Source organism: Bifidobacterium sp. SKU, assembly GCF_026016405.1.
Taxonomy (GTDB): Bacteria; Actinomycetota; Actinomycetes; order Actinomycetales; family Bifidobacteriaceae; genus Bifidobacterium; species Bifidobacterium bifidum.
Map to the genome: position 1 here is coordinate 1357071 of NZ_CP092890.1, position 18150 is coordinate 1375220.

General features: G+C 59.2%; 17 protein-coding genes and 2 pseudogenes. 7 read left to right on the plus strand and 12 right to left on the minus strand.

Annotated features, from left to right (window positions below; genetic code table 11):
* Window positions 1–37 precede the first annotated feature (37 nt).
* A pseudogene (locus MMB49_RS09510) lies at window positions 38–1063 on the minus strand (glycosyltransferase family 2 protein); the annotation flags it as partial.
* Between the two features lie 366 nt (window positions 1064–1429).
* On the opposite strand from MMB49_RS09510, the gene MMB49_RS05835 reads away from it, so the two are divergent.
* Together MMB49_RS05835 and MMB49_RS05840 are read left to right on the plus strand one after the other, a co-directional pair.
* Window positions 1430–2083, plus strand: a complete 654-nt coding sequence (locus MMB49_RS05835; RefSeq protein ID WP_229941010.1) for a hypothetical protein — start codon at window positions 1430–1432, stop codon at window positions 2081–2083.
* A 171-nt stretch (window positions 2084–2254) separates the two neighbouring features.
* A complete protein-coding gene (locus MMB49_RS05840) occupies window positions 2255–4582 on the plus strand; it encodes a PASTA domain-containing protein (protein WP_047272363.1) in 2328 nt (775 codons plus the stop codon).
* Window positions 4583–4593: 11 nt separating this feature from the next.
* Here the strand turns inward: MMB49_RS05840 and MMB49_RS05845 are convergent, their stop codons facing one another.
* The gene (locus tag MMB49_RS05845) at window positions 4594–5241 is read right to left on the minus strand and encodes an alpha/beta hydrolase (RefSeq protein WP_047272365.1); all 648 of its coding nucleotides are present in this window, start codon (window positions 5239–5241) and stop codon (window positions 4594–4596) included.
* 377 nt (window positions 5242–5618) lie between these two features.
* On the opposite strand from MMB49_RS05845, the gene MMB49_RS05850 reads away from it, so the two are divergent.
* Entirely contained in the window at window positions 5619–6044 is a 426-nt protein-coding gene (locus MMB49_RS05850) for a peptide deformylase (protein WP_003813566.1), read from the plus strand.
* Window positions 6045–6115: 71 nt separating this feature from the next.
* On the opposite strand, the gene MMB49_RS05855 is transcribed toward MMB49_RS05850, so the two are convergent.
* The 3 genes from MMB49_RS05855 to MMB49_RS05865 form a co-directional block, all read right to left on the minus strand.
* Window positions 6116–6466 carry a hypothetical protein gene (locus MMB49_RS05855; protein WP_047272368.1) on the minus strand — a complete coding sequence of 117 codons (351 nt, stop codon included), beginning with the start codon at window positions 6464–6466 and terminating at the stop codon, window positions 6116–6118.
* A gap of 133 nt (window positions 6467–6599) precedes the next feature.
* Complete coding sequence (locus MMB49_RS05860; RefSeq protein ID WP_003813569.1) at window positions 6600–6809, minus strand: zinc ribbon domain-containing protein; 210 nt, start codon at window positions 6807–6809, stop codon at window positions 6600–6602.
* Window positions 6810–7261: 452 nt separating this feature from the next.
* Complete coding sequence (locus MMB49_RS05865) at window positions 7262–7630, minus strand: metallopeptidase family protein (protein ID WP_003813571.1); 369 nt, start codon at window positions 7628–7630, stop codon at window positions 7262–7264.
* 204 nt (window positions 7631–7834) lie between these two features.
* Between MMB49_RS05865 and MMB49_RS05870 the strand changes: the two genes are divergently transcribed.
* Window positions 7835–8380 (plus strand): helix-turn-helix transcriptional regulator, encoded by a 546-nt coding sequence (locus tag MMB49_RS05870; RefSeq protein ID WP_047272370.1) that lies wholly within the window; start codon window positions 7835–7837, stop codon window positions 8378–8380.
* 272 nt (window positions 8381–8652) lie between these two features.
* Here MMB49_RS05870 and MMB49_RS05875 read toward each other — a convergent pair whose 3' ends face one another.
* The 4 genes and pseudogenes from MMB49_RS05875 to MMB49_RS05895 all read right to left on the minus strand — a co-directional run bounded on the left by MMB49_RS05875 (window position 8653) and on the right by MMB49_RS05895 (window position 11858).
* A complete protein-coding gene (locus MMB49_RS05875; RefSeq protein WP_047272372.1) occupies window positions 8653–9894 on the minus strand; it encodes an SPFH domain-containing protein in 1242 nt (413 codons plus the stop codon).
* 95 nt (window positions 9895–9989) lie between these two features.
* On the minus strand, window positions 9990–10223 hold the full coding sequence (locus MMB49_RS05880) for a hypothetical protein (protein ID WP_003817232.1): 234 nt from the start codon (window positions 10221–10223) through the stop codon (window positions 9990–9992).
* Window positions 10224–10271: 48 nt separating this feature from the next.
* Window positions 10272–11746, minus strand: a pseudogene (locus MMB49_RS05890) (DUF6591 domain-containing protein).
* The gene (locus MMB49_RS05895; RefSeq protein ID WP_003817230.1) at window positions 11733–11858 is read right to left on the minus strand and encodes a hypothetical protein; all 126 of its coding nucleotides are present in this window, start codon (window positions 11856–11858) and stop codon (window positions 11733–11735) included. Before MMB49_RS05895 ends, MMB49_RS05890 begins: the two are co-directional and overlap by 14 nt.
* A gap of 288 nt (window positions 11859–12146) precedes the next feature.
* Between MMB49_RS05895 and MMB49_RS05900 the strand changes: the two genes are divergently transcribed.
* Complete coding sequence (locus tag MMB49_RS05900; RefSeq protein ID WP_003817229.1) at window positions 12147–12587, plus strand: helix-turn-helix domain-containing protein; 441 nt, start codon at window positions 12147–12149, stop codon at window positions 12585–12587.
* Window positions 12588–12769: 182 nt separating this feature from the next.
* The gene (locus tag MMB49_RS05905; RefSeq protein WP_047272373.1) at window positions 12770–14440 is read left to right on the plus strand and encodes a serine/threonine protein kinase; all 1671 of its coding nucleotides are present in this window, start codon (window positions 12770–12772) and stop codon (window positions 14438–14440) included.
* Window positions 14441–14573: 133 nt separating this feature from the next.
* Here MMB49_RS05905 and MMB49_RS05910 read toward each other — a convergent pair whose 3' ends face one another.
* Both MMB49_RS05910 and MMB49_RS05915 read right to left on the minus strand, forming a co-directional pair.
* A complete protein-coding gene (locus MMB49_RS05910; protein WP_022173454.1) occupies window positions 14574–15185 on the minus strand; it encodes a cupin domain-containing protein in 612 nt (203 codons plus the stop codon).
* Between the two features lie 214 nt (window positions 15186–15399).
* Entirely contained in the window at window positions 15400–16266 is an 867-nt protein-coding gene (locus tag MMB49_RS05915) for a class I SAM-dependent methyltransferase (RefSeq protein ID WP_047272375.1), read from the minus strand.
* Between the two features lie 289 nt (window positions 16267–16555).
* Here MMB49_RS05915 and MMB49_RS05920 point away from each other — a divergent pair, with 289 nt between their 5' ends.
* Window positions 16556–16921: a YccF domain-containing protein gene (locus MMB49_RS05920; RefSeq protein WP_003813590.1), complete on the plus strand. Its 366-nt coding sequence runs from the start codon at window positions 16556–16558 to the stop codon at window positions 16919–16921.
* Window positions 16922–16955: 34 nt separating this feature from the next.
* Here MMB49_RS05920 and MMB49_RS05925 read toward each other — a convergent pair whose 3' ends face one another.
* The gene (locus MMB49_RS05925) at window positions 16956–17684 is read right to left on the minus strand and encodes a GNAT family N-acetyltransferase (protein ID WP_003817222.1); all 729 of its coding nucleotides are present in this window, start codon (window positions 17682–17684) and stop codon (window positions 16956–16958) included.
* Between the last annotated feature and the right edge of the window lie 466 nt (window positions 17685–18150).

An 18150-nucleotide genomic window follows, 5' to 3' on the forward strand; every position in this document is an offset into this window, starting at 1 on the left:
TCTCGCGCTTGCGGCCGGGCTCGCGATCGGGTTCTCGCCCATCCGCCGCTTGGCCCGCCTCTGCGCCCGCATCCGGCTCCACCATCTCGGCGAACGTCTGCTTCATCGTATCCAGCAGCGACTGCGTGCTTTCCGGAACCTCGTCGCCCGCTCCGGCGACGTCCTTGGTGAGTCCCTCGATGCGGCGACGAATCCGGTCGGCATCCTGCGGGTCGATGCTGAACTTCGCCACGAGCGACTGCCGTATCGTCTCATAATCAAGGTTGACGAAGAAGATAAGCTGCTGCAGCTTCATGAAGTTCTTCAGCTCGGGGAACCGCTCAACGATGTACGTCTCGCGATCATCCGTGGCCCTCACCCAGTCGCGGGTCAGCTGCATGCTCCAGTCGCCGGTGATGGATCCGCGGCGCATGCGGTAATGGTACAGCGCTTCGGGAATGCGCACGACGCGATGCGACTCGCCGATCACATTGCAGATACGGGCCATGTCCTCGATCTTGCGCCCGACGGGGAAGGAGAACCCGTGATTGCGGTAGATCGACGCCGCCGCGACGAACGACCAGAAATACCCGTCGATCTCGGCCTTGACCTGCGCCTTGATCGCCTCGATCGGGGTCATGATGATCACGTCGTCATAATGGTTGTGCTTGTACGAGGATGTCAGCGGCTTGCCATCTTCGCTGATCGTGTCGAACTGGAACATCACCAAATCGGCGTCATAGTCGCGCATCGTCGCCATCGCACGTTCAATGAGATTGCGCTCGACCATGTCATCGGAATCGACGAAGTAGATATAGTCGCCAGTGGCCTTCGCCAGTCCGACATTGCGCGCATCGGACAGGCCGCCATTGGCCTTGTGGATCACACGGATCCGCTCATCCCTCGCCGTCCACGCATCGCACATCGCAGGGCAGCGGTCGGGCGACCCGTCGTCGACGAGCAGGATCTCAAGATTGCGGTACGTCTGGCCGACCAGTCCTTCCACGCACGCGTCGAGATACCGCTCGACTCCGTACACCGGCACGATGACCGACACGAGCGGCGTGGCCCCGTCACCATTCATGGCCTCCGCCATCACATTCGACGATGTTTCCGATTCCGCTGACATGCCTCTCCTCGATGCTCCCCGGTCCGTTCGGCTCCACTCACTGCTGACGCACGGCGGCACGTGCGTCGCCCTCCATTGTCCATGATAGGCCAGGGCTTGCGCAGGGCGGACGACTCCATCCTGTTGTTTGCCATATCTTAACCGCGCCGCTCAACCGTGCCTTTTACCCGCGCGGAAACGGCGGCAGAACGCCATGCCGGTGTGCGTCGGCCACCGGATTTTCCATCCGCCCTGAGGTCGCGTAGACCCCTCCCGTCAGTCTTTTGACACCATGCAGCATTTTGCCGAACCCCGCAACCGATCACCGTGGCGGGATGCTTTTTGCCGTATATGGCCGTCAGCGGCGACAGCGCGGCGATCAAGCAGATGCTCAACAACATGTCCAGCGAAGAGCTCCTCAAATACTATGACGGGGACAGCTCGATCAGCGCATCGCTGTTCAGCGATCGCACATTCCCGTTCTGGGCGTTCCTCGTGCTGGCGGCGTTCATCCTGTTGTTCGCGCTGCTTCGTCTGCACGCCGCCACGCTGACGTTCTCCATCCTCAACCTGCTCTTATGCGCTTTGTACGCGGGAATACTCATCTTCATTCTCGTCTCCGCCTCCCACGAGATGGATGTCGTACGCTCGACGGCATCTCAGCCTGGGCTGAATCTCGCCAATGACCTGTCCTTCTCACTCGTTCCGTCGTATGGGATGTATGCGATCATCGCGGGAACGTTGTTCATGTTCGTGGGAGCCATCGTTTCCGTGGTGAATCGCAGCCATGCGCACATGGCGGCATTCGCCAGTCCGGCTCCGACGAATCCGCCCGCAGTCGCGTACGGTGGCATGCCGACGCAAAACTACGGAGCCGCGCCGGGCGCCGGAGCGGCGTATCAGCAGCCTGCCGTGCCATATAGCGCGCAACCACAGAATCCGGCTGGAGGAACGCCGAACACAATGCGTCCCATGACGCCGTCGCCACAACACTAATCCGCACAACCCCGCAGACTCCGCTGACATCCACACCGAATCAGCGGAGTTCTTTTATGCCGCCAGACGCCGACTGGCGCAACGGCGCGACTCGCCGAACTATGGTTCCGCTACGGGCCGCACTGGAATATCATGGTGTTTATAGCAACGCTGCGAGAGAGGTGGGAGATCATGGAATATTGTCCGCATTGCGGTGCCCCATATGACGAGGGCAGTCGGTTCTGCTTCCAGTGCGGCGCTCCGCGGCAATCCGCCGCTGGAACGCCTGGTGCTCCTGCGATACCGACCGCTCCGATACCCGTGTCGGGCTATGGCAACATGGCGGCGCAGCCACCGGTTCCATCGCCTCCGAGAGCATCCGAGACGGCATCCGATGATGGTTTTGCCGCATTCGCAGCGAATGCGGGCGATGCCGGCACACCTCCGACCGTCCCCGCCGGAAACTCCGCCACGCCACCGGCCAATCCCACCGGATCCGCCACGCCACCGGCCAATCCCACCGGATCCGCCACCGCGCAGCCGTCCGCCAAGCGCCCACGCATGAAACTCATCGCGGCGATCATCGCCGTATTGGTGGTTCTCGCTGGAACCGGGTTCGGTCTCGCCGCGAGGAAACTGGAATGGATCGGCCCGCGCACCGTGCCGACGGTCCGATACCGCACGGCAGCCGAAGTGTCACGTGAGCTGGAGACCAAAGGCTTTCTCGTCAAGAAGAAGCAGATGTTCAACGCCCTGGGCAAGGGCAAGTGCCTCGGTCTGGTAGGAGTCAAGGCGGGCGACCGTCTGCCCAAGGGCACTACGGTGACGGTCATCGAATCGATGGGACCCGGTGTACCCGAAGGCACAGTCGGCTCTGAACCGAGCAAGGCCGAAACCGCGCTACTGAAAATGGGCGTCAGAGTCGTCGAGCACGAAGTCGTCTCGGAGCATCCCGGCAAAGTCGCCGTCACCATGCCCGCGGACGGTGAGCCGGTGCGCGACACCGACGACGGCATCCATATCGGAGTCGGGATCACAGGTGACGGCATACCCGTCGAAATCGCCGGAATGGACAAGGACGAGGCGAAAACAAAGCTCCAGCAACAGGGCTTCGACGTCACGCTCAAGCCGCGTTTCTCCAGCCGAAAGAATCTCGGCAAGATTGTCCGAGCCGATCCCGGCATCGGCGTGCGGACCAGCGAGACCAACGTGACCCTGTATTACGGCGTGGATGCCAGCAAACGCTACGACGTGGTCGGCACGTCCATTCCCGACAGGGGATCGGACAAGATCATGACGAACACCGTGGCTCTGGCAGGGAAGTATTGCACCGATGGCGGCAACTGCCTGACATTGGAACCCGGTCAGACCGATCCAAACCCGAGTGGTCTGGTGCTCGACGGCAAAGGTTCCTCGGATTTCTTCGACCAGCTGACCCTCTGCACGTATTCGCAGGACATCAGCGGCTGCAACCCGTCCTCCGGCGGCTACTACAACGCAATGAAGGACTTCCTGATTCAGGGCGATACCGGCGCCATGGAGCTGTACGCAGGCTTCGGACTGCCCGTATGCGGCACCACGTCTTACGTGGGCGACGGGCCGACATACTGCGACGGCACGTCGGAGAAACAAGTCGAGGATGGCTCGGATGGAACCGCCGAACAGGCCATGAGCGAAAAATATCTCAAATACGTGGCTCGTGATTTCTTCGTGGTGATGCCGGTCGGAGCCAACCTCGACCAGCTGGAATCCAACGGATATTTCGACGGCTCGACTACGTACAAGCCCTATGCGGACCGCCCGTATCTCATCCGCCGCGAAAACTCCGCATACCCGGAAATCAAGGCGACGAATGACGCCTTCCACCGGAAGCCCAACCCGTACGCGCCCGGCACCAACATGCAGCCGTTCAAGAAGGCGCCCAACGCCCACAACGTGTACTATCTGGTCGAGCAGCCGGTCGATTTCAGCCAGTTCAAGGAAGCCACCGTATCCGGCGGGCGGCAGGGAGACGGCTCCGACTCGTCGCCTGACGACGGCATCTCTTCCGACGGCAACGGCGATGATACCACTGAATCCGATGACTCATCGCAATCCCAGTCATCGCAATCCGGTGCGAGAACCTACACGAACGCGCGGTTCTCATACCGTGTCGACGTGCCTGCCGGTTACAAGTGGCAGCAGGAGTCCGACAACGGCGACGGTCGCAAGTTCGACGCGACGTCCGGCTCCGCGCAGATCAGCGTGTGGGGCAGCAACAACGCGCTGTCTCACTCCCCGCAGGAGGAGCTCGACTGGCTCAAGGAGAATCTCGGCGGCAACGCGAACATATCGCTCGCGCAGGTGGCCGGCCAATCGGTGTACCTCAGCTATGAGCAGAACGGAACCATCACGTATATCCGCGAAGTCGTCACCGGAGGGAAGATCGCGGCCATCGAAATCACGTATCCGACCAGCGAACGCTCGAGCGGAGACAAACTCGCGGAGACGGTTCCGCTGACCTTGAAGTTCGTGGGGTGATGGGGCTATCGTCACCAGATGCGAGACCGTACGAAACCGTTGTGTTCCAAGAACGCGGCGACGTCACGCAGCTCCGGCATGTTGATGCTGTGCGTCATGCCGGGGTAGATTTTCTCGGTGAGCGTGGTGTGCGAGGCATAGAACGCGCTCATCGCGTCGAGTTCGGACTTGGGGAAGATGTCGTCCGCAGAGCCGTGGCCGTAGAACATTGGCGGCTTCAGTCGCGCAAGCTCGTCGTCGCCAGGCAACTCGCCATGTGCGAGGAAGCCGGAGAAACTGACTGCGGCGGCGTACCGTTTCGGGTTGACGCGCAGCATCTCGCCGGCGAGTAGACCGCCTTGGGAGAAGCCCATGACCACGATGGGGCGCTCCGGGGCGATGCTGTCGGCCACCCATGCGTCGATGGCCTCGCCGGCTTGGCGTGATTGCCGATCGAGCGATTCGCCGGTCGGGACGCCTTCGTAATCCCATGAGCCGAACCACGTGTAGCCCGGGCCGTACGAAATCGGCGCACGCAACGACGCGTAATCGGCGCCGGGCGCACAATAATCCAGCAATCCCGGCAGGTCATGCTCGTTCGACCCCCAGCCGTGCAACAGCAAGAACACCGGGCCGCTTCCATTGGCCGGCAGACTGGCCACCGCATGTTCGATCCTCATCGCACTCACTCCCCTCTTGTGTGTTCGTGTTTTGCGTTCGCCACCGGCTTTAGAGCGGCCGGCGAATCACGTTTCAATGTCATGTTCCGTCACCCATGGTAGTCGCACGGGCGCCGGCAGTCACACCATCGCGCATCCGCCCCCACTCCATTTCATCATCTCATCCCGCCAAAGTCCCATCTCAAGGTCGTCACATGGGACTTTCTCCGGATGAAGGGTCACGCCGCGGCACGGATATCCGCTCATAGTCCCACGGGAAAGTCAGCCAATGGGACTACGCGCGGAATGGAGGCTGCGGGATTGCATGGCGTACCATATAACTCGACATCGAATCCGGCGCCGCAACACCGGCATCCACCGACGACACGGGAGTATCAATGCAACAACCGATCATGACCTCCGTCGCTTTTCTGTCGCAGGCATCGGCCCCTGCCGACCCGTCGAACGACGAGGACCGCGCCACCGCGACCGACCTGCGTGACACGCTGGCGGCGCATCGCGGCGAATGTGTGGGCATGGCCGCGAACATGATAGGCGTGGCAAAGCGGATCATCGTGTTCCAAGACAAGGAAAACAACCGCAACGCAATCATGTTCAACCCGCGCATCATTGCTGGGAGCGACCCATTCGATACCGCCGAAGGATGTCTGTCACTGGATGGCGAACGTCCGACAACACGCTACCAGAGCATCACCGTCACCTATCAGGCTCGCAGCGGGCGCGAATACACGACTGCCTTCGACGGATTCACCGCGCAAATCATCCAACACGAAATCGATCACGTCAACGGCATCATCATCTGACGAATAATGACGGTCATCGCGTCATATCGCCGAAATCGACAATGTGACGCGTCACAAAGCACACCACACACTCAGCCCAACTGGTCCTTGATGTCGGACGGCAGATGCGTGGTGACTTCCTGCTGAATGCGGTCAAACGCGCTGGACAGCAGCAGATTACCCGGAACCGTACTGATCAGGAATGCCAGAATCGCGGCGATGACCGCCGTCACCAGACCTTTGACAAGACGGGCGACGATCTTGAACACCAGATAGGAGACAATCGCGCCGACGACGACGGTGATCGCGGTTTGAGCCAGCTGCGGCAGATTGCCATACCACAGGACGAACTGGTCGAATCCGGACCGCACGGTCTGTGATGTTTGAGAGATCTGCGAGTTTTGAGCAATATGCAAGGACAACACGGCGTGCACGAACTGCATGTGCAAGGTCAGTCTCCTTTGCCGGTGAGTATGGTGGTTGTTTGATGATATCAGCCTGATCTTAGAGGCCTCCCGTCATGTGCCGGCCCCCGATCGGGCCGGGATGCGGGAGGTCCCCTATACCGTCATGACGTCAGCCGACGAGGAAGTCGAGGACGTTCATGCCGGTGCCGGTCTGCGCGCGATACAACTCGGTGTATCCGCACTGGCGGCAGGAGATGGTGACGAACTTCTTGTTCTGCACGTTGAACAGTTTGGCGAAATCGCCGCCGGTCGCCTGGAACTGGTCGCTGTCGTATGACCGGCATCCGCATTTGACGCAAACGTACTGAATCTGCTGCATAATGAATTCCTTTCATCGGAACCTAACATCCCCCGATAGTGGTTCACCCTATCAGACAGGATTCGCCCGATTGCCGGTTATCCCATATCCGCACGTAACGCGCATACAATCAACAAAATCGTCCGCGCTCCTTCGCGATGCGGGCGCCCCATATCGGCATCAGTGCGCATCGGAGAAGAAATCACGCTGAAAAACGCCAACAGCCGACAAATCCAGAGGCTATCTTCGTTTCGAGGGGTTGATTCGGATGCGTCAAAACATCTATCTGCGTTTCGAGGGGGTGGTGCTCAAGTATAAACGCTCCCAAAACCGCATGATTCCAGCAACATACAGCTTCTAATACCCTGCATATCGTGTTTTGGCAACCCCTTGAAACGCAGATAGATGTTCGGAGAGCCCCGAATCAACCCCCCAAAGTTCATATACCGTACAAATCGGCGGGTCGGATGTCCTCAGTAGCCGTGCGCGTGCAGATAATCGTCGTCAAAACCGAAATAATGGCCGAGCTCATGCAGCACTGTCTTGCGAATCTGCCGGCGCAGGTCGTCGCGCGTGGCGCAGACGCGCTCGTGCGGGCCCTTGTATATGGTGATGATATCGGGCATGACGCCACTGTATCCGGTGAAGCGCCGCGTGATTGGCACACCTTCGTACAGGCCGAGCAGCTCATCGCACTGGCGCTGCATCGTCGCCCGCTCACGCTCGTTCGGCTCGTCGGCGACCGCGATACCGACATTGTCCAGCGCGCGTTTGAACCGGTCCGGAAGACTGTCGATGGCCGTTTCGACCTCGTGCTCGAACTCCTCGTCGCTGATGCGCATTCCACAGCCTTCCTTGTCATTGAACAGTCGCCTTGCCCGCCACGATCAGGCGGATGCCCCGGCACAATCGGGAGCAGTCTGACTCCATGTTCCAAGCATAGGACGGCGTGGACCGATGCGCCACATAGACCGTACGTCACACGACCGGTATACGCTTCAGTCATTCGTAACGTACACTAGTGACTGTGCGAAAGGAGGTGCGCATTGGCGACGTCGGAAATCGAACAGTTGTGGATCAGCCAGTTTCAGGAGAATCTGGGGGCGCTTCGCAAAGTGGCGGGATGGACCACCCAGCAGTTGGCCAACGAGCTAGGAGTCGCACGGCAGACCATCTCCAATCTGGAGACCGGCCGAAGTCCCATGACCAAATTGCAGTACCTCGCCCTGCGCACCGTGTTCAGCGCCGAAATCGCCGAATGCGGCAACCGCGAACTGGCGAAGATCATCAAGACCCTTGTTGACGATCCGATTGAACTGCGCATCAAGGAGCTTGGGACGGCCGACAATACCAAAGCAAACAGCGCTACCGAGCCTGACGCTCCCAGCGAAGCAGACGATGCACGGCCGGTCGCACCGGCGTCCAAGCCGGCTGCCGGCAGACGGGCACGCAAAAACAAGGAACGACCGCTGAGCACGGCCATGCAGGCACTTGCCGTCATCACCGCGGCTCTCGCCAGCGGCACCGCCGCCGGTGTTCTCACCTATCTGCTGTTTCCCAACGGCAATCCCGGCAAAAACAGCAGACGTTGACAGAGCGGACCGCACTGCAGACCGCGGCAAGGCCGATCATCGACAGTCGTACTGATTCGGCATGACGATTCGTGTCTATTTCCGCTGCCACGAACAATGCCTCATCTCGATCAACTTCCGGAAAAGTCCGGGATTCTCTTCGCGCATCAGCGCGGCTGCGACTGCATCATGTGGCGGCGCGTTTGAACAGAGAAATATAAATCTCCCGGCATATAAAGGCAAGGCTCTTCATGCACCGGGAGATTTGACGATTCGTTACGGCAGAAAAAACGTTACAGGCCTAGGATTTCATGCTTCTTCATGTCGAACTCCTCTTGGGAGAGGATGCCGATGTCGACGAGTTCCTTGAGCTTCTTCAACGTTTCCACCTGTTCTGCGACGCTCATGGAGGTGGCGTGCGAGGGCGCTGCCGCGCCGGCTCCGGAGGTTGCCGTATCGGCACCGCCCGTGCTTTCGGCTGCAAGTGCGGCTTGAGGCTGCGGCTGCTGCTGTTGCGGTTGCGCGGCCATCGGCATCGGCGCTGCCGGCGCCGCGGTCATCGGATTGATGGCCTGAGCCATGTTCATGCCGAGGAGCATGCCGCCGCCATCACCGAAACCGTTGTTCTGGATACCTCGGGCGATCTGCTGCTGCGCGGCCATGTTGCCGGCCGTCTGCGAGACGCCCTCGTACGCAGAGACATTCATCTTGTTCGAAGCGAATTGGCGCACGAGCTGGCGAGACTCCTCATCGAACTCGATGCTCTCGATGCCGACGCCGGACACCTCGAATCCGAAGCGATTCCTCCACGTCCCCGCATTCGTCTCATCGTTGCGCACGCGTGTGGCGATATCGTTCGCATGGGCAGGCAGCTGCGAAATTCGATACTGATCGGACAACGAGTTGATGGCGACGATGAACGACTGGACGAATTCGGAAAGAATCTGTTCCCTAGCCTTGGGATTGTCGAACGCGTACGACGTTACGTTGGCGGGAACGTAATTGCGCACGAAGCGAACCGGGTCGGTGACTTTCAGTGACATCGTGCCCCGCGCCCGTATCTCCAAATCCACGCCATAGAATTTGTCATTGTAGACCAGCGGCGCTGGAGTGCCGAACTTAATGCCGCGGATCTCACGCAGGTTGACGAACGCCACATACTTCGTCTCCACCGGCTGCCCGCCGAATGTGAATCGACTGGCGACCGAACTGAACAGCGATCCGATGCCGTCACCGGCGAGCACGCTTTTCTCGCCGTCGCGGTACTCGTAACCGCCCGGCTCGGTAATCACGTTCTCGATGCCGGATTCGGAGAAGATGAAGGCCGCCGTGTTTTCGGGCACATAAATGTGGGAACCGTTGCTGATGACGCCTTCAGAACCGTACTCGTTCGACCCGCGTCCGTTGTTCGTGCCTCTTGGGACTCCCGGCGCGACCACTACATACTCGTCGAACCGACCGGCAGTGATGATGTCTTTCCATAGATCCGCGAACGTTCCGCCGAGCGCGCCCGCGAACGCCTTGATGATTGCCATGTGCTTTCTCCTCGTCTTCTCGCGCAAGCGCGGATGCGCCGCCATGCGTGTTGCCTGCATGACGGCGCATCCGCCCAGCGCACAGGTTCGGTCGGTTAGTTCAGCTGCGTCTCGCGATTGCAGTATTCGCAGCGAACCGCCTCGCGCTTATGGCCGGACAGCGGCGCGCCGCATCCCTCACAGGTTCCCGACGACCGCGTCTCGGCGATGCCAAGCCCGTTGCGAAACGCGCCGAACGTGTCCTTCAACGTACCGGCCAGCGCCTCCGTGCCGGGTATGGCCTTGCTGAACGCCTGTTGCTTGTTTTGGATCTGATCGAGAAAACCCATTGCTTGTCCTTCTTCCTTATGTGGATTGTCGGAGTGCCGAATACCGTGTCACTGGCTGATGAACGCAAGTTTCTGCGTGCATCGAGCCATGACCTCGTTGTAGTACGCGAGGTCGCTGGCGCTGAGCGAGCCGGAATCGATGGAATCTATCTTGGTGCTATATGTGTTGAGTTCGTCCATCATGGCGCTGTAATCACTGAGCATGCTGACCGGGTCGCCGGAGCTCTTGTACTTGTCAACGAATGCCTCGTAACTATCCATCGTGGATTTGAAGTCGCTGGAAGTGGATTTCTTGTCCTCGGTTTTTTCATATCCTCTTTCGTCGTGGTGCCTGCACTGCTGCTTGAATTACTTGAATTACTCGCAGATGTATCAGAGCTTGTGCTGGTATCTGATGTAGATGAATCATCAGGACCGCGCAGGCTTATCGACATGATGTCCTTATTCGACTCATCATGTGAAATCCTTACGGAATAGCCATCCTTGGTCTTACCTCTAAACCATCCGCCCCTGCGTCTGTAATCTACAGTGAAGCCCTTCTCAAGAACAGCATCAATATACGCGGCATACTGTTCATCATTGGTATCACACACATCAATAGAGAGCATGTCATCATGTTCAATGAGATTGCCACCAGTCGTAGATTTCGGGGTTGGAAGTTTGGTGCCAATATTGGTTTTTGGCCAAGAGAAAGCTTTGCGCTCAATTTCCGGTGCGGCGGCCGGAGCGGCCTTTTCGAGAGCTCCGGAGACAACAATGCCTACACTGCCAATGACAAAACCCAACACTGTAAGTACTGCGGCAATCCAAGCAAACAGCTGACCAGTCACCTTGCCGCCGGGACGTGTTACATACAACGCAGCAAATGTCAGCAACAAGGATATGAACGCCATGGAGAACAACATTCCCCATTCCAATGTCGCCGGCGCGAACGTGCTCAGCACCATCAGGATGCTGTATACAAGTGCTGCAATGGCGAGTTTAGAGCGGTTACCGGAAGCGCCGGTGAACCGAGGATTATTCAAAATCTTCCAGGCCTTGTTCTCCTTCTTCGGGGCATTCGCCGCATCGGCGGGTGCCGCTGTGGGCAGAGCAAGTGCCGGATCAAGAACAGACAGGAATTCAGCGGTCCGAGTGCCACCATCATCACCGGTCACGTCCAGTTTGATGGCCGTCCCGTCAGCACCCTGAGCGCTGGCCTTCAGCGTGAATTGTGCTCCGTCATATGCGTGGAATGTCACCGTTCCCTCAGCGACGTTCTCTTCATCCACGGTGAACGTGGCGCTGGTGGACAGCTGGTCGTGGACGGCCTGCATTACCTGCTGCAGACTGGTCGCATACACACGATCGTTGTACGACGGAGTCTGGGCGGGAACATCTTGAACTGGCGGCATTGTCTGCGTCGGCGGCACAGGCTGTTCGGTCGGAGGAATGAATTGGGTGGGCGCATCATTACTGCCCGAAGTCGTTGGCTGATTGCCGCCGGCGGGGAAGGGTGCCGGCTGTTGACTATCGTTTGTCATGATTTTCTTCTTCCTCTTTCTTTGCCAGCGACATCGCCAGCGCGCAAACGGCGAGACATGTGAGCATGACCGCCAGTCCGACCTCGATGGCAAACCGGCTGCGTTCGTTCATTGTCACATCCTTCTCTCGTCAGCCACTTGATGTCACTGTACTCATCAATTAGTGTATGTCACTGTGAATATGTACGCAAATTAGCATTATGTAATAAGTTTAGCTAGTCAATCTGAGCTGAATCTATCCTTTCCGCCACGTGCCCTTACGGCAGTGGCAACGTCAATTTTCAGGATGGCGACATGGCCCCGCATCAGTTGCCAACTGTTTTTTTCTCCGGCGTTTCGCCGGGCGAGTCTCGCTACGCTGAAACATCAGAATCACACGACATAACAAGAGGAGCGCAACATGGCAGACACCCCCGAAGAGCATCTGACCGAAGAGCTGCTTGACCGGCTGCTTCACAGTGCCAAGATCGAAACGTATCTCGACGAGGAGCACATCACAGATCGTGCGTTGCCCGATTATCTGAACGAACTGCTCGACAGAAGCGGAATCAAGCGCAACCCTCTCGCAGAAAAAACAGGCATGAATCAGACGTTCATCTACGATATTTTCGCCGGCAAATCCCGGCCGGGAAGGAACAACGCCATCAGACTCGCGTTCGGGCTTGGGTGCGACCTGCGCGAGACCCAGCGGCTGCTGCGGCTTGCCGGCGTGAGCGAGCTCTACTGCAAGCAGCGGCGCGACGCAATCATCATCTGGTGCATTCAGAACGGCCGGGACCTTCCCGCTACCGACGATGAACTGTATCGGATGGGCGAGGATACCTTGGTGCCGAAGGACTAGTGCGGGGAGGTAGCCGGCGACGCCCCCACCCGCTTCGCGGGAGCCCCCGCCAGCGGGGGCGAGATTCTTAGCACATCACTCGTGCGCTTGTCTCCGCCAGCGGGGGCGGAATCTTAGACCATGGAGCATGTCGATCGGGAACGGGTTAGGATAGCGGGTAACGACCAAGACTGGGGAGCAAGATGGACGATAAGCAGACCGCGCACGCGATGGGGATCGACGACACCTACCGCGTCGAGCGCACGCTCGCTCGCGGTCAGGGCGGCGTCACCGAACTGGTCAACATCGACGGCATCGGTCCGTTCGTGCGCAAGAAGATCCCATCCCAGCTGGCCCAACGCAACGTATGGGCGGCTCTCAGCGCCTGCACGAACCCACGCCTGCCACACGTCGAGGCAACATACGAGTTGCCCGATCATTTCGTGGTGGTGTATGACTACGTATCGGGGCGGCCTCTGGAGCACGTCGTTCAGCAACAGGAAAAACTTCCTGAGCGCACGGCGACACAACTGATCTGCCAACTGTGCGATGCCGTGACCGAGCTGCACCGGCATGGCATCATCCATCGGGACATCACCCCATCCAACGTGATTGTCGCCGACGACGGAGCGCATCTGGTCGACTTCGGCATCGCCAGGACCGTCGCAGCGAATGCGACGCACGACACCAAGGCATTGGGCACCTACGGCTTCGCTTCCCCAGAGCAGTTCGGGTTCACACAGACCGACGCCCGATCGGACGTGTACTCGCTGGGACGGCTGCTTGGATACATGCTGACCGGCGTCTACCCTGACGACAAGCGATACGGCCAGCTGCTCGCCGACCCCCATGTGGTGCCATCCCAGCTGAAGTCGGTCATCGACCGGGCGTGCTCATTCGAACCGAGCGCCCGTATTCAAAGCGCCGACGAACTGCGCCGCGCGATACTGGGACAGCCTGCACAGCAAAATGAGAACATCGCCAGGCCCGCCATCGTGAACGTCGCGCCGCAATCGGCCCGGAAGCGCTCCAAGCGCAAGGCGATTATCATCGGTGCCATCTCTGCGATTCTGATCGCCACGCTCATAGCCGGCATGCTGGTTCTCGGCAATGTGTTCAAAACCGGCAAACAGTCCACGCCGAACAGCAGCACTACGTCATCATCTCACAGCAATACGTCAGACGCACAACAGCCGGGCAAGGATGGCACGAACGACAGCAATCAGTTCAACGGCTCCGCGAACGGGCAGACAACGGATGGAAACAGCACTGACAATACGCAGAGCGATACAACGGAGAACCCGCTGAAAATCACGGAATCAGGGTGGTCGGCGGACAGTGCCGGCTATATCCATTATGCCGTCGCGGTAAAGAACACCAGCAGCACCTTGCAGGTCGAGTTTCCTGCGATTAGCATCACCGGGCGTGCGAAAGACGGCTCGATACTGTTCGCTGAGGATCACGTCAGGGTAGTATCGTTCCCGAAGCAGACCATATATCTTGTCGGACAAGCTGGCAATGGCCCCGGAAGCGAAACTCCGGAAAGTGTGGAATTCTCCATAAACCAACCTGGCGGCACCAATATCCGGCAATCACATGGTGTCATCACCTTCACAACGTCAAATCTCTCGGTGTCGCATGATAGTTTTAGCCGTACCTTATTCAATGGAGAGATCGAAGCCAAAAACACCGGCTACGATTCCATTCTAAATGGGGCATATGTGACAGTCGTGCTACGCAACAAGAAAGGCGACATCATCTACGGGGATGTCCAGCTTATCGATTCGATTTTTGACGGAAAAACGCATTCCTTCTCAATCCCTATAGACGATTGTCCCGATTATGCCTCGTATGAGATTCATGCGTCAATTTGACTTTTGATTTGCCGGAAATTCGACGCCGCCCATTGCGTATCACGGTCATCTCACCACTATGCCGCTTGCCGCTCCGGCGATGTAATCGGAGCGGCAAGCGGCTACGCAACAATACAGGTGGCCCGAATTATCCTCAGCCGCGGTTGTCGAACATCGACAGGAGCATCTTGCTGGGTTCGACGGCGTAGACGGTGTGCGGCAGGCGGGCGCTCAGGTAGACGACGCCACCGGGTACGAGTTCGACCTCGCGGCCTTCGCCGCCGACGCGCAGTTTGCCCTCAAGCACCTGAATGGTCACCGGCATGGCGGCCGTATGCTCGCTCAGCGCCTGATCCTTGTCGAAACCGAACAGCACGACACGCAGGCCGTCCTCACGCATCACCACGCGCGAGACGGTGGATTCCTGCTGGATCTCGATCAGCGATGCAAGATCGGCCACATAGCCCAGGTGCGGTTCCGTGGAAATGGCGTGGCCTTCGGCATCGTGCTTGCACGCGCAGTGCTTGGGCTGCTCATCACCGGATTCCTCGGCATCACCGTGCTTGCACTTGCAATGGTGCGCTTCGCCTTCGCCGGCTTCCGCGGCGCCGTCGTGCTTGCACGTGCAATGGTGGGCGGCCGGCTGCTGAGCGGCCGAAGCGTTCTCTGCGGCTGCCTCGGCCGCGGCCCTGCGCTGACGGCACTTGCAGTGCTGCTCGTCACGTCCCGCCTCACATGCGGACTGCTGTTCGTTCTCATCTGCCATGATGTTCTCCTTCGTTACGTTGCCGTATCTTTTTGTTGCGCGTTCGCGCCGCATATTGCTGCGCGGACGCGCATCCACGTATATCAGTGCATATCAATGTCGGACGCCGTACCGGGCATCGAACCGCGGCTGATCTTCCGACACCATCCACCATCATTATCTGCCAGCACGGCCGCCGGCGGAATCATCCGCCCGGCTGTCGGCCGGCACATCGTCACTTCGCAGGCTTGCGCACCACGAACGCAATGCCGTTGAGCTCCTTGCTGTACTTGTGGAACGTGGATTTCATGTTCATCACGCGGGCGCGGATGTCCTTGTTCCCCAACACATTACGCAGGATGCGCAGCACGCCGCCAAGCCCCTCATCGGCGAGATTGCGGTGCATATCCAGCAGCGCCATCGGCTCCTTGCCGCTCCACAGCACTTCAAAGCCCTCGGATTCCAGCAGCTCGCGCCACTCTTTCTCGGTGAGAGGACGGGCGTTGACCTTGATGCTGCGGGCGAGTGCCTTGCGCACCTCGTCCTTGACCGGCTCAGGCAGATCGTCCGGCTGCAGCCCAAGCTCGTGAATCGAATAGGTGCCGCCAGCGCGCAGCAGACGGTAGGCTTCTGCGATGATGGCCCGCTTGCCGCGCTCAGTCTGCATGGTAAGCATCGCCTCACCGATCACGGCGTCGGCGCTTTCGGATTCCAACCCCGTGTCCGCTGCGTCGTGCAGAGCGCAGCTCGTCGGAATGGACGGTGCATTCTCGGCCGTCAGCTTGGTGATGATGTCCACCACCTGCGGGTCGCGGTCGACGCCGCGATAGCTTTTCGGCTTGCGCTCAAGAATGAGCTGCGTGGTACGGCCAAGGCCGGGCGCGAATTCGACGACGTCCTTGCCTTCCAACTCGGTTTTCGCCAGCATGCGCCCGGTCAGCTTCTTGCCGCCAGGGCGCAGAACGCGCTTACCGATGCGGGCGAGCAGCCAGTGTCCCTGCAGATGCTCCACATCACGATCTGACTGAGGCAGCGGAAGGCTGCCGTTCCCCTGCGCATTGGTCGTGGATTGTGGCGCTGTATTCGTAGTCTGAGTTCCCATATCACGCGACACTATCGGCGATGCGCCCCATGCACAAGGGTTTTCGGTCTTTCATCAGCGTAATGTGATTGAACTCACTTCGACCGGCGGAATCGGCCGAGCAGCATTTCCGACATGCCGACGGCTACGTCTTGTGTGAAGAACCAGTCATACAGGCACTCGTCAGTGAGCCATCCTGTTGACAATATGCCACAATGAAACCAGTGCGACGATGCGCGGCAGATCATTCACCAGTCACGTCATCCGCGCACCGCACGACAACAATCGGAGACAATCGAGGACAGGAAGAATGAGAGTTATCAGCAATATTCTGTGGATTATCCTAGGCGGTCTGATCATCGCCATCGGCTGGGCGCTGATCGGGCTCGTGCTGTGCGTGACGATCATCGGCATTCCGCTGGGCCTCCAGGCATTCAAGATGGCGGGGCTCACTCTGACGCCGTTCGGCAAAACCGTCCGCTACGGTGGCGGTGTCGGCTCGACGCTGGCCAACATCATCTGGGTCGTGCTCGTCGGCTTTTGGATGGCGCTCAGTTACGTGGGCGCCGGCCTGCTGAACTGCATCACGATCATCGGCATCCCGTTCGGCATCCAGTCGTTCAAGATGGCGAAACTGGCGCTCTGGCCGTTCGGCGCGGACATCGTCAGCCTGTGAGCGTCCGGCTCGCAGGCCTCATACGGCGGTCTGCCTATACCGTTCCTTCCTCAAGATAAAAAACGGTCGAGCCACCGTCATCCCATTCGACCTTCTCCTCGCGCCTGTGCGTCAGGCCGCGACGCGTATAAAAACCGACATTGCAGCCGGTGTCGGTAAACAGATAGTACCGCCGGACGCCAACGCGGCGGAACCGTTCCAGCAGATCATCGAACAGGAAGCCGCCCACTCCCCCGCCACGGATTCGCTCGTCGACCAGGAAGAGCGTCACCTCGGCGTCGTATCGGTTCTTTGCCCCTCGTATCAGCCGTCTGTCGACACGGTTGATACGCAGCATTTCAGCAATGCCGGAGCGACCTGCGGTCGAAAACAGCAACGGGAACAATGCCCTGATGATATGACGATGGTGCCGGTTCGGCAGGAGGCACAATCGTTTCGGAACATTGATGTCGACCCGCGCCAATATCACGCCCACCGGCCGGCCGTGCAGCACCGCGACGGTCGCCTCGGAAGAGCGCGCCAGACATGAATGGAAGTCCGCCTCCGCCAGCCGACGGGAACAATCGCTGTCCGTTTTTTGGCCGCCTGACCATTCGCTGTACCATGTACGCCGCAGAATCTCGATCAGCGCAGGATAATCGTCGCGCCGCAAGGTGCGCAGACGCACTGCGGGGCGACGCGGGGTCGCTGCTGTCGATGACGATGCTGTCGAAACCGCGGCGACCGAGGTCACATCCGCAATCGTACTCGAGGAATCGTTCATACCGCAATGGTGACGTGGCACCGAGACGTTGACGGAGCAAAGTGAGACACGGCGAGGCGGGACGGACGGAAACGCAGCACAACGACTCTCCTGCCGAGACACGCCTGGATGTGTCACAAAGCCGTCAGAGCCAATCGCCAAGAATGACGGAACAGAGCCCCGTTCTTTCAAAAGTCACACAACAAGCTTGCGACTACGCCTCCGTAAAGGTCATCGATGCCCTAATCCGAAGCAGCGGATACGGAAACAGAGAAATCGACCGTCTCTGCGATGGAACGATCACATACGGATGCATCCGAGACATTCGCAATGGCCTTAAGGCTCCTGTGCGTTTGCCTGAGTTTCTGCAGGCGCGGTGATCTCGACTTCGCGGCGCATGAGGATGAGCATAAGTACGATGGCGATGAAGACGATCCGGCGTAAAGCCGGATGTGGTGCCGTGCGGGGCTTCGTCCTTCATGTCTAA